15 protein-coding genes are annotated in these 13,823 nt (G+C 69.9%); 8 read left to right on the forward strand and 7 right to left on the reverse strand.

The window, feature by feature from the left end:
- Positions 1 to 158: 158 nt before the first annotated feature.
- From OED52_RS00080 to OED52_RS00090, 3 genes are read right to left on the reverse strand one after another with little or no spacing between them, the layout of a single operon-like run.
- Complete coding sequence (locus OED52_RS00080; protein WP_264152705.1) at positions 159 to 731, reverse strand: TetR/AcrR family transcriptional regulator; 573 nt, start codon at positions 729 to 731, stop codon at positions 159 to 161.
- A gap of 32 nt (positions 732 to 763) precedes the next feature.
- The gene (locus OED52_RS00085) at positions 764 to 1,444 is read right to left on the reverse strand and encodes an ABC transporter ATP-binding protein (protein ID WP_264152706.1); all 681 of its coding nucleotides are present in this window, start codon (positions 1,442 to 1,444) and stop codon (positions 764 to 766) included.
- Positions 1,441 to 2,571, reverse strand: coding sequence for an FtsX-like permease family protein (locus OED52_RS00090; protein ID WP_264152707.1), 1,131 nt, complete (start codon positions 2,569 to 2,571; stop codon positions 1,441 to 1,443). The genes OED52_RS00085 and OED52_RS00090 overlap by 4 nt, the downstream gene beginning before the upstream one ends.
- A 198-nt stretch (positions 2,572 to 2,769) precedes the next feature.
- Here OED52_RS00090 and OED52_RS00095 point away from each other — a divergent pair, with 198 nt between their 5' ends.
- From OED52_RS00095 to OED52_RS00110, 4 genes are all read left to right on the forward strand, one after another.
- Positions 2,770 to 3,228 carry a hypothetical protein gene (locus OED52_RS00095; protein ID WP_264152708.1) on the forward strand — a complete coding sequence of 153 codons (459 nt, stop codon included), beginning with the start codon at positions 2,770 to 2,772 and terminating at the stop codon, positions 3,226 to 3,228.
- 96 nt (positions 3,229 to 3,324) lie between these two features.
- On the forward strand, positions 3,325 to 3,930 hold the full coding sequence (locus OED52_RS00100) for a copper chaperone PCu(A)C (protein WP_264152709.1): 606 nt from the start codon (positions 3,325 to 3,327) through the stop codon (positions 3,928 to 3,930).
- Positions 3,923 to 5,095 (forward strand): Dyp-type peroxidase, encoded by a 1,173-nt coding sequence (locus OED52_RS00105; protein ID WP_264152710.1) that lies wholly within the window; start codon positions 3,923 to 3,925, stop codon positions 5,093 to 5,095. The genes OED52_RS00100 and OED52_RS00105 overlap by 8 nt, the downstream gene beginning before the upstream one ends.
- A gap of 44 nt (positions 5,096 to 5,139) precedes the next feature.
- Complete coding sequence (locus tag OED52_RS00110; RefSeq protein WP_264152711.1) at positions 5,140 to 6,111, forward strand: R2-like ligand-binding oxidase; 972 nt, start codon at positions 5,140 to 5,142, stop codon at positions 6,109 to 6,111.
- Between the two features lie 39 nt (positions 6,112 to 6,150).
- On the opposite strand, the gene OED52_RS00115 is transcribed toward OED52_RS00110, so the two are convergent.
- The gene (locus tag OED52_RS00115) at positions 6,151 to 7,296 is read right to left on the reverse strand and encodes a hypothetical protein (protein WP_264152712.1); all 1,146 of its coding nucleotides are present in this window, start codon (positions 7,294 to 7,296) and stop codon (positions 6,151 to 6,153) included.
- Positions 7,297 to 7,512: 216 nt separating this feature from the next.
- Here OED52_RS00115 and OED52_RS00120 point away from each other — a divergent pair, with 216 nt between their 5' ends.
- A complete protein-coding gene (locus OED52_RS00120; RefSeq protein WP_413247778.1) occupies positions 7,513 to 8,808 on the forward strand; it encodes a lipase family protein in 1,296 nt (431 codons plus the stop codon).
- Positions 8,809 to 8,874: 66 nt separating this feature from the next.
- Here the strand turns inward: OED52_RS00120 and OED52_RS00125 are convergent, their stop codons facing one another.
- Complete coding sequence (locus OED52_RS00125; protein WP_264152714.1) at positions 8,875 to 10,830, reverse strand: acyl-CoA dehydrogenase family protein; 1,956 nt, start codon at positions 10,828 to 10,830, stop codon at positions 8,875 to 8,877.
- Between the two features lie 223 nt (positions 10,831 to 11,053).
- On the opposite strand from OED52_RS00125, the gene OED52_RS00130 reads away from it, so the two are divergent.
- Positions 11,054 to 11,239, forward strand: a complete 186-nt coding sequence (locus tag OED52_RS00130; RefSeq protein ID WP_264152715.1) for a hypothetical protein — start codon at positions 11,054 to 11,056, stop codon at positions 11,237 to 11,239.
- Positions 11,240 to 11,261: 22 nt separating this feature from the next.
- On the opposite strand, the gene OED52_RS00135 is transcribed toward OED52_RS00130, so the two are convergent.
- Positions 11,262 to 11,756 carry a hypothetical protein gene (locus OED52_RS00135; protein WP_264152716.1) on the reverse strand — a complete coding sequence of 165 codons (495 nt, stop codon included), beginning with the start codon at positions 11,754 to 11,756 and terminating at the stop codon, positions 11,262 to 11,264.
- Between the two features lie 103 nt (positions 11,757 to 11,859).
- Between OED52_RS00135 and OED52_RS00140 the strand changes: the two genes are divergently transcribed.
- Positions 11,860 to 12,387, forward strand: coding sequence for a peptidylprolyl isomerase (locus tag OED52_RS00140; RefSeq protein ID WP_264152717.1), 528 nt, complete (start codon positions 11,860 to 11,862; stop codon positions 12,385 to 12,387).
- A gap of 10 nt (positions 12,388 to 12,397) precedes the next feature.
- Positions 12,398 to 13,324, forward strand: coding sequence for a rhomboid family intramembrane serine protease (locus tag OED52_RS00145; RefSeq protein WP_264152718.1), 927 nt, complete (start codon positions 12,398 to 12,400; stop codon positions 13,322 to 13,324).
- Here OED52_RS00145 and OED52_RS00150 read toward each other — a convergent pair.
- Positions 13,309 to 13,764 (reverse strand): PH domain-containing protein, encoded by a 456-nt coding sequence (locus OED52_RS00150; RefSeq protein WP_264152719.1) that lies wholly within the window; start codon positions 13,762 to 13,764, stop codon positions 13,309 to 13,311. The two genes, OED52_RS00145 and OED52_RS00150, sit on opposite strands and share 16 nt — an antisense overlap.
- Between the last annotated feature and the right edge of the window lie 59 nt (positions 13,765 to 13,823).

The raw sequence follows: 13,823 nt of genomic DNA on the forward strand, positions 1-13,823 counted from the left end.
GCGTTTTCCGAGTGATCGGGAAGCGCCCTTCGCTCGTTGTGCTCACTTCCTGCTCGCATCCGACACGAAGAGCGGACTCGCCTCGATCGAACTGTCGCGGAACGGTGAATGCGGAGCCGTGCCGCGGTGACGTCAGCGGCGTCGTTTCACGTGAAACATCACAACAAGGCGGTGGCGAGCACCCGCCGGACGGATGCGCGTACCTCGTCGAGCCCGCGGCCCGACTCGATCAGCTCGGTGCCCTTGTGGACCAGGGCGGTGACGAGCTCCGCGTCGAGGGCCGGATCGGCGCTCCCACGCGCCCGCAGGGCGTCGACGAGGGGGAGGGTGAGGTCCTGGTGCATGGCGTGCATGCTCTCGTCGCTGAACGTCTGCGGGGTGAAGGTCGCGAGCGCGCCGACGATGGCGTGCTCGCCCTCGGCGACCAGCTGCAGGTTGACTTCGATGTAGGTCAGCACCCGCTCTGTGGGGTCGGACACCTGTTCCATCGCGGCGACCACCCGCGTGTTCCATCTGGGGAACATGTCCATGACCACGGCCCGCAGCAGGTCGTCGCGGGACGTGAAGTAGTTGTAGATGCTCGATCGCGCGAGACCGGCCCGCTGCGCCACCTCCGCGAGGGAAGGGGCGTGCTCGGGGGTTTCGGCGAGGAGCTCGAAGGCCGCGTCGAGGAGGGCGCGGCGCTGCGCGGCGCGATGCTCCGCCACCGTCGCTGCGGAAATCTTCGGCACCGCCGGCCCTCCTCGTTCAGTGTGTCGACCGATCAGGAATGCGGTCGAAGGCGTCCGTCGACCATCTCGAGTACGCGGTCGCAGTGCGGCAGGACCTCGTGGTCGTGAGTGACCATGATCGTAGCCACCTCGCTCGCGTGCGTTTCCTTCGCCAGGAGCTCAACCACTTCGTGACTGCGCTTGCGGTCGAGGGCAGCGGTGGGCTCGTCGACGAGCAGCAGTGACGGTCCGGCCATCAGTGCCCGGGCGATACCGACCCGCTGACGCTCGCCACCCGAGAGCTGACCTGGACGGCGGTCGGCCCGGTGGTCCATCCCCACGGACGCCAGCAGTTCGTCGGGATTCCGTCCCTTGCGGCCGGTGATCTTCTCGACGAGCAGCAACTGGTCCCGCGCGGTGAGGGCGGGCAGCAGGTTGCCGGACTGGAACACGAAGCCGATGCGTTCGCGACGCAGCTTCGTGGTGGCCTTCCGGTCGAGTGCGGTCAGCTCGATCCCGTCGACCTTCACGGTGCCGGAGGAGGGTTTGCTCAGGCCGCCCGCGACCGCCAGCAGGCTCGACTTGCCGGCACCGGACGGGCCGACGATCGCGACGAGCTCACCCGGCGCGACCTCGAGGTCGACGTGATCGAGAGCATGGACCGTGCTGTCGCCGTCACCGAAGGACAGGCAGACGTCGGACAGGCTCAGGCCCGTGGTGGTGGTGACGGTCATCGGTTCTCTCCCAGTGCTGCGAGCGGGTCGACGCGGACGATGCGGGCCACGGCGAGGGCGGCGCCGACGAGGCCGAGGACGACGAGCAGGACGGCGCCCTGCACGATCGGTCCGGTCTCGAGGACGAAGGGCATACCGCTGCCCTTGAGGCCCGATCCGAGGCCGAGGCCGATGAGCACGCCGACGGCCACGGAACCGACGAGCACGATCACGGCCTGCAGCAGCGAATCGCGCAGGAGGAAGCCGGTGGAGGCGCCCATCGCGCGCAGGACGGCGATCTCACGGCTGCGCTGCACCGTCCAGATCGTGAAGAACGCGCCGACGACGAGCGCGGAGATCGCGTAGAGGAAGGCGATGATCATCGACATGGTCATCATCTCGGCGCTGTAACCGGGGGAGGAATCGAAGGATTCCTCGAGAGTCTTCGCCGCCGTGCCGGCCGCGGCGTCGCCCGCGGCGAGGTCGGGCAGGGCACCGTCCACTCCCTCGATGGCCACGACGCTGGCCTCGGTGTAGGCGCTGGGCGGCACTGCTTCGCCGACCCGCACACCGGCGTGGATCTCCTGCCAAATGCTCAGGGGGACGTATCCGACGTCGACGTGACCGAAGGTGCGCTTGTCGGAGGTGAAGCCGACGACGTCGAGCCGGGTGCCGAGGCGGTCGATCACGATGGTGTCGCCGAGCTCGACCCCTGCGTCGCGGGCACTGTCGCTGAGGACGACGTCGTGGTCACCGGAGAGCGCGGAGCCCTCGGCCGCGGCGGGCTCGAGGAACGAGCCGGGCCGGATGCCGAAGAGGGTGAGGTCGACGGGGGTGCCGTCACCGGTCTTGGCGTTGACGATGGTGTTGCCGAACAACTCGGCGCGGGCGACGTCGGGGCGGGCCCGCCACGCCTCGGCCTGGTCCTCGGTGACCACGGATCGCGAGAACGCGGAATCGGTCTTGGTGCCCTCCGCGAAGGCGAACGCCTGGACCGGCGTGCGCTGCAGGGCGGAGACACCGTCGACGACGAGTCCGGAGGACAGGCCGGACAGGATCACCATGAGGATCGAGATGAGGCCGACGACGGCACCCATCAGGAGGAAACGGGTACGCGCGAACCACAGCTCGCGCAGGGCAAGAAACATGAGGGTCCTTCGTGGGCTGGACGGAAGGGAGGCAACCACCGCCGGGAATCTTCTCGACGGTATGTCGACATCTTACCGACACTACGTCGACAACCTTTCGTGATGGTTACTACATCCAGTCGTAACCGCAGGTGAGGCAGGTATTCTGATCTTGTGGCTGCCGACCTGACGACCGTGACGCGAATACGCGCGGCCCTCGTGTGCGGAGTCTCGGCCGCCCTGAGCATCGCCGCCCACGCCGTCGCCGGCGGTGCCGCCCCCGACCAGGCGGCCCTGGTGCTCCTCCTCGGCGTCGCCGCCGTCTCCGGCGTCCTCGCCGCGGACGACCGCGTCCCCGTTCCCCTGCTCCTCGTGCTCGGCCAGATCACCGGACACGTCGTGCTCGGGCTCGAGGACGGGCACCTCTACACCCCGGGTCCGATGATGACGGCCGCCCACATCGCGGCCGTCGCCGTCGCGGCCGCCCTCGTACAGGGCGCGGAGAAGGGCTGCGCCGTCGCACTCGCTGCGCTGCATCGGATGCGCCCGCAGCTGTACCGGCCGCTGCCGGTGCTCGTCGCCCCGCCCACCCGCACGCTCCACCGGCCGCGTGTGGGCCGCGGTGTCCTCCTCGTCGGCGGCACGGGCAGCCGCGCACCCCCGGTCGTTCTCCGATGACCACTCCCTGAATCTGAATCCACCCCGCGGCCGCCGCATCCGGCGACCGTTGCCTCGGCGTGCCCGGACGACGGCCACGCCACCGATCGGAGAACCATGAAGAAGACTTTGCTCTGCACCGCCACGCTCGCGACGGCCCTGCTCGCCGCCGCCTGCGGATCCGACTCCGGGACCTCCACTTCCGCGGCCGACGCGGTCGTCGTCTCGGAGGCCTGGGTCAAGGCCTCGGACAGCGGTATGACCGGTGCCTTCGCCGAGATCGAGAACACCGGCAGCGAGGACGCCCACATCGTGGCCGTCACCAGTCCCGCCTCGAACGTCACGGAACTGCACGAGATGGTGGCCGTGGACGGCGCGAGCTCCCCGAAGATGCAGGAGATGGACGGCGGCCTGGTGATCCCTGCCGGCACGGTGCACCTCCTCGCCCCGGGTAACGACCACATCATGCTCATGGACCTCGTCGAACCGGTGCGGCCCGGCAGCGAGGTGACCTTCGTGCTCGAGTTCTCGGACGGCTCCACCGAGGAGTTCACGGCCCAGGTCCGCGACTTCGCCGGCGCCAAGGAGGAGTACCTGCCGTCGGGAGACATGGACGGCACGCCGTCGGGAGACATGGACGGCACGCCGTCGGGAGACATGGACGGCACGCCGTCGGGAGACATGGACGGCATGAACGGTGCCGGAGAGGTGCACGGTGGCTAGGTTCAGTCGACGCACCCTGCTCGGCGGCGGTGTCGTCGCGCTGGGCGCCGCCGGCCTCGGCGCGGTCGGCGGTGGCGCCGCCGTCGCCTCCCGCGCGGAACCGGAAGCCTCGCGCATCGTCGACGTTCACGGCGTCCACCAGGCCGGGATCGAGACCCCGGCGCAGGCGTTCGCTTCGTTCGTGGCGCTCGACCTCGCCGAGGGCGTCGACCGCGACGGCCTCGCCGGGATCCTGAAGGTGTGGGCCGAGGACTCCCGCCGGCTCACCACCGGCACCCCGGCGCTCGGCGACACCGAACCCGAGCTCGCGGTGGATCCGGCGCGGCTGACCGTCACGGTCGGCTTCGGCCCGGGGGCGTTCGACGCCGCCGGGCTCACCGACCTGCGGCCGTCCTGGCTGCGGCCGCTGCCGGCCTTCTCCGTCGACCGTCTCGAGGAGCGTTGGTCCGGCGGCGACCTGCTGCTGCAGGTCTGCGCCGACGATCCGGTGACCGTCTCCCACGCGGTCCGCACCCTCACGAAGAGCGTGCGGTCGCTGGCGAGGGTCCGGTGGGTGCAGCGCGGTTTCCGTCATGCCCCGGGCACCCGCCCCGAGGGGGAGAGCATGCGCAACCTCATGGGGCAGGTCGACGGGACCGTCAACCCCGCGCCGGGGACCCCGGACTTCGATCGTCAGGTGTGGAATCCGGGCGACCCGGCGTGGCTGGCCGGAGGCACGTCGCTGGTGCTGCGGCGCATCCGCATGGAACTCGACACCTGGGATGAGCTGGACCGCCCGGCCCGGGAGCTGGCGGTGGGCCGGACGCTGTCGAACGGGGCGCCGCTGACGGGCACCGAGGAACACGACGACGCCGACTTCGAGGCCACCGACCGCTACGGCATTCCGGTGATCCCCCCGGAGTCGCACATCGCCCGGGCCCGTCCGCGCAACGCCGACGAGCAGTTCCTGCGTCGTGGCTACAACTACGACGACGTGGACGGCGCCGGACTGTTGTTCGCGGCCTACCAGGTGGACGTGGACCGGCAGTTCGTGCCGGTGCAGCAGCGCCTCGCGGATCACGACGCGCTGGGACCGTGGATCACCCCGATCGGCTCGGCGGTGTTCCTGATCCCGCCGGGCTTCGGGCCCGACGGCTATCCCGGGCAGACCTTGCTGGAGGTCTGACCGAACCCCCGGACGCGGACGGATTCGAGGGCTAGCCTCGATATGTGACCGAGATTACATGGACGCGTCAGGGCTTCACGTCGTTGCGGGAAGGCGGACTGAACTGGGACGCCTTCCCGCTGCGGCTGTTCAGCAAAGGCAACGCCGCGCACTGGGACCCGATGGATCTCGACTTCTCCCGCGACGCCGAGGACTGGGAGGGCCTCACCTCCGAGCAGCGCCGCAGTTCGACCTATCTGGTCGCCCAGTTCGTCGCCGGTGAAGAAGCCGTCACCCAGGACATCCTCCCGTTCCTCCGCGCGATGGAGGCCGAAGGGCGCATGGGCGACGAGATGTACCTGACCCAGTTCTGCTACGAGGAGGCCAAGCACGTCCAGGTGTTCCGGCGCTGGATGGACACCGTCGGCCTGACCTCCGACCTGCACCCCTACGTCGCCGACAATCCCTACTACCGGCAGCTGTTCTACGAGGAACTGCCGCACTCCCTGCACGTGCTCGAACGGGATCCGTCCCCGACGAACCAGGTGCGCGCGAGCGTCACCTACAACCACGTCATCGAGGGCAGCCTCGCGCTCACCGGCTACTACGCCTGGCAGAAGGTGTGCACCAAGTTCGGGATCCTGCCGGGCATGCAGGAACTCGTGCGCCGCATCGGTTCCGACGAGCGACGGCACATGGCGTGGGGCACCTTCACCTGCCGGCGGCACGTCGCCGCCGACGACTCGAACTGGGACGTCGTGCAGCAGCGCATGAACGAACTGCTGCCGCTGGCCGTCGGGATGATCGAGTGGGTAAACGGCCAGTTCGACGAGCAGCCCTACGGACTCGACAACACCGAGTTCGTCTCCTACGCCGCCGACCGCGCCCAGCGCCGGCTCGGTGCGATCGAATCCGCGCGGGGACGGCCGGTGGAGGAGATCGACCTCGACTACACCCCGGCCGTGCTCGAGGAGAAGTTCGGCGACGAGGACGCAGCCGAACTCGCGGCGATCGCGAGGACCGACAGCGAGGTGTGAGCGACCGGCATCGGGAGTCGGGCGTCGGGGAGTCGGGCGTCAGAGTGTCAGGACGACGACGAGCCCGGCGACGATCAGCAGCACGAGCACGGCGAGGACGAGCATGCCGGCCTTGCCGAGCCCCTTCTCCCCTTCGTCCTCGGACTTCTCCTCGGTGAGGGTCGCCACCGCCGAGACCTCCTCGGCCGCTTCGCTGTTCGCGTCCTCCGCCGCCTTGGCCGCAGCGGCCTCCTCCTGGGCGCGCTGCGCGTCCTCGAACTCCTCGAGGGCCCGCAGGCGTTCGAGTCCGCCGGTGAGCACGTCGGTCTGTTCGTAGGAGGGCGGCAGCCCGATCCGAGAACGGTTGGTCTCGCGGGCGTGGGTGAACCCGGCCGCGAGGATCGCGGCGCCGAGCGCGGCGGTCTGCTCGGGACCCGGTCCGACGAGGCTGCGCACCTTCAGTTTCAGGGCGATGCTGTCGGCGATCGCCTGCACGTGCGTGCGGTCGCGGGCGACGAGACCGTCACCCATGACGACGACGGCCTCGAGATTGCTCGGCATCCAGCCGAAGGCGCCGAGCGCGGTCGCGAGCTGTGCCGCGGGTGACGGTGCGTTCTCGGTGGGGACGCGGTAGGCCTTCCCGGCGGGCGCACCCGACCGGACCAGGGTGACCGTCGACCCGCCGTCGTCGAGGTGGAAGACACCGACGAGCTGGCCGGGGGTCTCGGAGATCTCCGAGGCGTACCAGGCCGCGGCGGCCTGGGCGTCGGAGACGAGGTCGACGTGCCGCAGGTCGGCGTAGTCGAGGGCGGCACGCAGGGTCGCGATCGTCACCGGATCCCAGTGGGACGGATAGGTCGCGGCGTAACCCGGATCGGTGTCGCGGTCCAGGCCGCCGAAGGTCGGCAGCGGATGGCACTCGTTCAGCAGGCAGTGGATGGCCGTGGCCATGGCGTCCTCGGCACGATAGGTGCGTCCGTCGCTGGCGGTGACGCCCGACGGTTCGCCGACGCGGGGGAGGAAACCGGCGATCGTGCGGGCCTCCTCGCGGTGGGTGAGTCCGCCGAGGGTGGCTGCGCCGTCGTGGTCGATGTGCAGAACGGTGTCGCGGGCGAGGACGGTCGGGTCCGGGGTGCCGGGTTCGTTGGATGCGATGACCGCCGTGGAGACAACTCGTCCGATCCGGAGGCCGACACCGATAGCCATGTCTTCCCTTCCTTGAAACGCTGCTCGTCCATCTTGCTCCCGCGGGTTCGCGGAGTACAGCGGACCAAAGCACCGTATCGGGCGCGGAACGGCTCGATTCTCGCAGAGTCGGCCGGGGGCCGGAAGTAGCAATCTTACTGGTCGGTAGATACGTGCTACAGTCCGTACCGCCGTGATGAGGAGCACATGACTTCGAAGAAGTGGTGGAGGACAAAGATGGTGATGAGCAGGGCCGGCCGCTGGGCCGCCGCGGCAGTGACATCTGCGGTTCTCGCAGGGAGTGTCCTGGGAGCGTCCGCCACAGCAGGGGCGCAGACCGACTTCTACCTCCCTCCGGAAACCCTGCCCGCCGGTGCACCCGGCGACGTCCTGCGCACCGAGCCGCTCGATCTGGGACTGCGGGTACCCGTCGGCGACGGGGTCTTCCCCGGTCAGGGCACCAAACTCATGTACCGCAGCAACGACGCGCGCGGCGTCCCCAACGCCGTGACCGGCACCTACATCGAGCCGTCGACGCCGTGGAACGGTCCCGGCGACCGCCCGCTCGTCGCGCTGGCCATCGGTACCCACGGTCAGGGCGACCAGTGCGCACCGTCGCGGAACCTCGGCGCGGTCGTCAACTACACCCCGCCCCTCGACTTCTTCACCGAGTACGAGGCGCTGTCGGTCAACACGCTGCTGCTGCGCGGCATCGCCGTGGTCGTCACCGACTACGACGGTCTCGGCACCCCGGGCCACCACACCTACGTGAACCGCGCGGCCGAGGCGCACGCCGTCCTCGACTCGGTGCGGGCGGCCCTGAAGCTCGAGAACACCTCGGTCACCGAGAACAGCCCGGTCGCTCTGTACGGCTACTCGCAGGGCGGCGGCGCCTCGGGCGCGGCTGCCGAGCTCGCCCCCGAGTACGCCCCCGAGCTGAACCTGGTGGGCGCCTACGTCGGTGCCCCGCCGGCCGACCTCGTGGCCACGCTGAAGCAGATCGACGGCACGCTGCTCACCGGCGCGATCGGCTACACGATCAACGGCCTGGCCGAGGCCTACCCGGAGATCCGCGACGAGATCGACGCGGAGGTCAGCGACGAGGGCCGCGTGATGCTCGCCCAGGTCGCGAACCAGTGCGTGCCGGAGACCATCGCGAACTTCGCGTTCAAGCGCACCAGCGACTACACCCGTACCGGTGAGCCCCTCGACGTGGTGCTCGAGCGCCTGCCCGAGGTGCAGAGGATCCTGAACGAGCAGCGCATCGGCAAGCGCACCCCCGCGGTGCCGGTGCTGCTCCAGCACGGCACGCAGGACGATACCGTCCCCTACGGCCAGGGCCGTCAGCTGGCGCTGGACTGGTGCGCTCAGGGTGCGGCGGTGCAGTTCCTGCCCAACCCGACTCCGCCGATCCTGCCGGGCTTCATCGTCAACCACGCGGTGCCGATGATCGGTGGTCTGCCCGAGTCCGTCGCCTGGGTGGAGGCGCGGCTGCGCGGTGAGCCCGCACCCACCAACTGCGGAACCTTCTGAGCCGTGACGTGATCCGGCCCGCACTCCTCACGGGGTGCGGGCCGGTGTCGTCTCGTACGGCATCTCTCAGACGGAGTGGTGCGTGTCGATGATCCGGCGGGCCACGTTCGTCTCGGTGGACGGGCCGGGTTCCCAGTGCGCGATCCACGGCCCGGTGCCTTCGCTCCGGTCCAGGACACCCCGCTCGAGCCACTCGTAACGGCTCTCGAGCACACCGGCGGCCATCTTCCGGTCCTTCGCGTCGGTGTTGGCCCACAGCGCGTCGAAGAGTCGCTCCACGCGCAGTCGCGCCTGCGCGCAGAAGGCATCGGCGAGTTCGAAGGCCGCGTCGGCGCCGGGATGCCCATCGACGCGTTGCCGTTCGGCGCGTACGCACACCGCGGTCATGGCGAACAGCTCGGCGCCGATGTCGACGATCCGGCCGAGGAAGTTCTCCCGCTTCTCGAGTCCGGCCTGCCACCGGGCCATGCCGTAGAAGGTGGACCGGGCGAGCTTGCGGGAGGACCGCTCGACGAACCTCAGATGTGGTGCCAGTGAACCGAATTCGCTGTACGACCGCGGCAGGTGCCCCTTCCCGGCGATCAGTTTCGGCAGCCACCGCGCGTAGAAACCGCTCGCGCGGGCCGCGGCTCGCGCCTTGGCCTGCGTCGAGGCGTCGGGGTCGGCGAGTTCCCCGGCCGCGCGCAGATGCGTGTCGACGGCCTCACGGGCGACCAGCAACCGCATGATCTCGCTCGATCCCTCGAAGATCCGGTTGATCCGCAGGTCGCGCACGATTTGTTCTGTGGGAACAGCTCTTTCGCCACGTGCGGCGAGCGAGTCGGCGGTTTCGTAACCGCGTCCGCCGCGGATCTGCACGAGTTCGTCGGCGATGAGGCAACCCATCTCGCTCGCCCACAGTTTCGCCAGTGCGGCTTCGATGCGGATGTCGTTGCGGTTCTCGTCGCTCATCCGGCCGGACAGTTCGACGACCGACTCGAGGGCGTAGGTGGTCGCGGCGATGAACGAGATCTTCGCGGCGACGGCCTCGTGCCGGCCCACGGGCCTGCCCCACTGGACCCGCTCCGCAGACCACTCGCGGGCGATCTTCAACGCCCACTTGCCGCTGCCCGCGCACATGGCGGGGATGGCCAGGCGCCCGGCGTTGAGCGTGGTCAGCGCGATCTTCAGGCCGTCGCCCTCACGTCCGATCAGGTTCTCCTTCGGCACCCGCACCCGGTGCAGCCGGGTCACGCCGTTCTCGATGCCGCGCAGACCCATGAACGCGTTGCGACGTTCGACGGTGATGCCCGGTGAATCGGCCTCCACCACGAAGGCGGAGATCCCGCCGCGGTGCCCTTCGCTCCTCGGCACGCGGGCCATGACGACGAGCAGTTCCGCGACGACCCCGTTGGTGGTCCACAGCTTCACGCCCTCGAGTTCGTAGGCGTCCCCGCCCTCGACGGGGACGGCGGTGGACGCCAGCCGGGCCGGATCGGAGCCGACATCGGGTTCGGTGAGCAGGAACGCCGAGATCGCGCCGCGCGCGCAGCGCGGCAGGAACCGTCGTTTCTGCTCCTCGGTGCCGGCGAGTTTCAGCGGTTCCGGTACACCGATCGACTGGTGTGCCGACAGCAGGGCGCCGATGCTCGGGTGCACCCCGGCGACGACCATGAGGGCCCGGTTGTAGGCGACCTGCGACAGTCCGAGCCCGCCGTATCCGGTGGGGATCTTCATGCCGAAGCAGCCCAGTTCGGCGAGGGTGCGGACGTACTCGTCGGGTATGCGGGCGTCGCGTTCGATGCGAGCACCGTCCATCGAGCGGCAGGCGGCCCGCAGGGAGGTGAGGAACCGCTCGGTGCGGGCGTCCTCGTCGGGGGTGGGGCGGGGGAAGGGGTGGACCAGGTCGAGGGTGAGCCGGCCCAGGAAGAGTTCCTTGGCGAAGGACGGTCTGGTCCATTCGGTCTCGCGGGCCTGTTCGGCGACCTCGCGGGCCTGCCGTTCGGTGATCTGGGGGGTGGGAACGTCGGCGTTGTCTGCCATGACGACCTCCGATAGCTCGGCTACCGGTGAGTATGCCTCTTCCTGTGGCGCATATCACGGGTTCGCGGAGGTCGATCATGAAGCGCGAAACATGTGGCCCATGTCACTGCGGTCCGGTGGCTTCCGGGGCTGCCGGGGCTGCCGGGGGCGCCTACTCTCGAAGTGTCACTGTCGACGCGCCCTGCTCGTCACACAACCGGTCCTTCGGGGGATCGGATCGGAGATGACCATGGAATTCGTGGCCTTCGTCCCAGTCCTGCTCGTTCTCCTCGCGGTGCTCTACTTCGCTGCACGCGGCATCGTCGATCTCGAAATCCGTTCCGTGGAAAAGGAACTCGACAAATCGGAAACCGAGAGCGAGGGAGCGGACGGAACGTCCGCCCCGATGCTCACCGTCGATCGCAGGTGAACACCGGGGCGGGGGAGTCCGCTCAGGCCTCGGTGGACTTCTCCTGCGTCGGCTTCTCGGCGCCCGGCTTCTCGGCGGCCGGCTTCATGTCCGCGGCGGGCTTCGCCTCGTCGGCCGTGGTGCTCGCGGGCCGCACCCGCGGCGGCTCCGGAGCGATCGGCGGATGCGCCGGGCGGCGCGACCGGTAGAAGGCGACACCGCCGACGGCGAGCGCACCCAGCACCGCCGCGACGATCGCAGCGGTCCGTCCGGCGCTGCCACCCCGGCCGGTCGTGCCCGAGCTGTCGGCGGCGGCCCGTCGCCGGGCGTTCGCCTGCCGGGCCGCGACGACGAGTTCCTGCGCCAGGCTCAGGCCCTTGCGGGTCGCGAGGAGGCCGACGGTCGTCGTGCCCTGGGCCAGTGCCACCGCACCCTCACCGGCCACGCGCAGAGCACTCGCGAGATCGCCGGAGTCGTCGCGGCGTACGAGCCGCGGAAGCCGCAGGTGGTCGGTGTCGGCATCGATCAGCTTGCTCATGCGTCCACTCTTGCACACGGCCGGGTCTTCGGTCCGGGTCACGGAGCCGTGTCACAGGCGTCACCTGCCGGATACGGCGAGGCGGCAATGGCACCATGGGGGAGTGACTTCACCGCATCAGACAGCAACCGCCACGCTCCACACCAACCGCGGCGACATCAAGATCGCGTTGTTCGGCAACCACGCACCCAAGACGGTGGCGAACTTCGTCGGTCTCGCCGACGGCAGCAAGGAGTACAAGACCAAGAACGCGAAGGGGGAGAGCACCGGCCCGTTCTACGACGGCGCCATCTTCCACCGCGTCATCGACGGCTTCATGATCCAGGGCGGCGACCCCACCGGCACCGGCCGCGGCGGCCCGGGCTACCAGTTCGCCGACGAGTTCCACCCCGAGCTGCAGTTCGACCGCGGCTACCTGCTCGCCATGGCGAACGCCGGCCCGGGCACCAACGGCTCGCAGTTCTTCATCACCGTCGGCCCGACCCCGCACCTCAACCGTCGCCACACCATCTTCGGTGAGGTCGTCGACGAGGAGTCGAAGAAGGTCGTCGACGCCATCGCCACGACCGCGACCGATCGTGCGGACCGCCCGCTCGAGGACGTCGTCATCAACAGCATCACCATCTCCTGAGAGAACCCTCATGACGAACCCCGGCTGGGGCCCCGCGGCCGAGGGTGGAGGCCCGCAGCCCCAGCCGCGGTGCGTCCACCATCCCGACCGCCCCACACTTCTCGCCTGCTCCCGCTGCGGACGCCCCGCCTGCCCGGAGTGCCTGCGCCCCGCGTCCGTCGGCCAGCACTGCGTGGACTGCGTCGTCGCGGCGCAGCGGTCCGCCCCGCAGGCCCGCACGATCGCCGGTGCGCCCGTCCGCACGAACCGGCCCACCCCGATCGTGACCTACGCGCTCATCGCGCTGAACGTCCTGATCTTCGGCATCACCGCCGCGCAGTCCGGCAGCGTCCTGAACAACGAGCGCGGCTCGTCGCTGTTCATCGACTGGGCGTTGTGGCCACCGATCATCGCCGCGAACGGTGACTGGTTCCGGCTGCTCGGCAGCGGCTTCCTGCACTTCGGACCGATCCACCTCGCGGTCAACATGTTCGCCCTGTGGGTCATCGGCCGCGACACCGAACTGATCCTCGGCCGCGCCCGTTACCTGTCGGTCTATCTCCTGTCGATCCTCGGCGGGTCCGCGGCCGTGATGCTGCTGCAGACCGGCGCGGTGACGGCCGGGGCCTCGGGTGCGGTCTTCGGCCTGATGGGTGCCCAGGCGATCATCCTGCTGCGGTTGCGCCGCAGCCCGACGCCGGTGCTCACCGTCGTCGGCCTCAACGTCCTCATCAGCGTCACCATCCCCGGTATCTCCCTGTGGGGACATCTCGGTGGTCTCGTCGCCGGTGCCGCCACGACCGCAGCGCTGCTGTACGCGCCGCAGTATCTGGGTGCGGGCACCGACCGCGACCGCATCGTGCGGACCGGCTGGTTCGCGCTCGGCGCCGTGGCCGTGGTGATCCTGGTCGTGATCGCGCTCGCCGTGCTCCGGTTGAGGAGTCAGCTGGGCGTGTGATCGGGTGCCAGACCCCGGACGGCCAGCGCCTCGTGCACCGTCCGGGGATCGGTTCCGAGATCCCAGCGTCCGAAGATCAGCAGGCTCTCCGTCCCGTCCGGGCCGATCGCGTCGATCTCGAGCATCGGCACGCGCCGGCCGAAACGCGGATATTCGACGATCCGCACGCGCTTCAGGGCCGCGCGGGGGAACTCGCGGCGACCCGTCAGCCGCATCGCCGCCACGCCCGTATCGTCCGGGAGGATCTCGAGGCGGGGCCGTTGCCGCAGCGCCAGCGCGACGGTGGCCAGGACGAGCACCGCCGCGAACCCGACGAGCACCCGCCCGGCCGGGTCGTGCACCCCGAACACGGCCGTGCCGCCCAGTACCGCGCCCGCGACGACGAGGGCCGCGATCGCGGCGGGCGGGGTGGACCAGCGCAGGGTCGCCTCGTCGGTCACGACCGTCCTCTCCACAGGCTCCCCGGCCGCCGGGGCTCCATCACCAGGTTGTGCACAGC

The sequence above is a fragment of the Rhodococcus sp. Z13 genome (assembly GCF_025837095.1).
Taxonomy (GTDB): Bacteria; Actinomycetota; Actinomycetes; order Mycobacteriales; family Mycobacteriaceae; genus Rhodococcus; species Rhodococcus sacchari.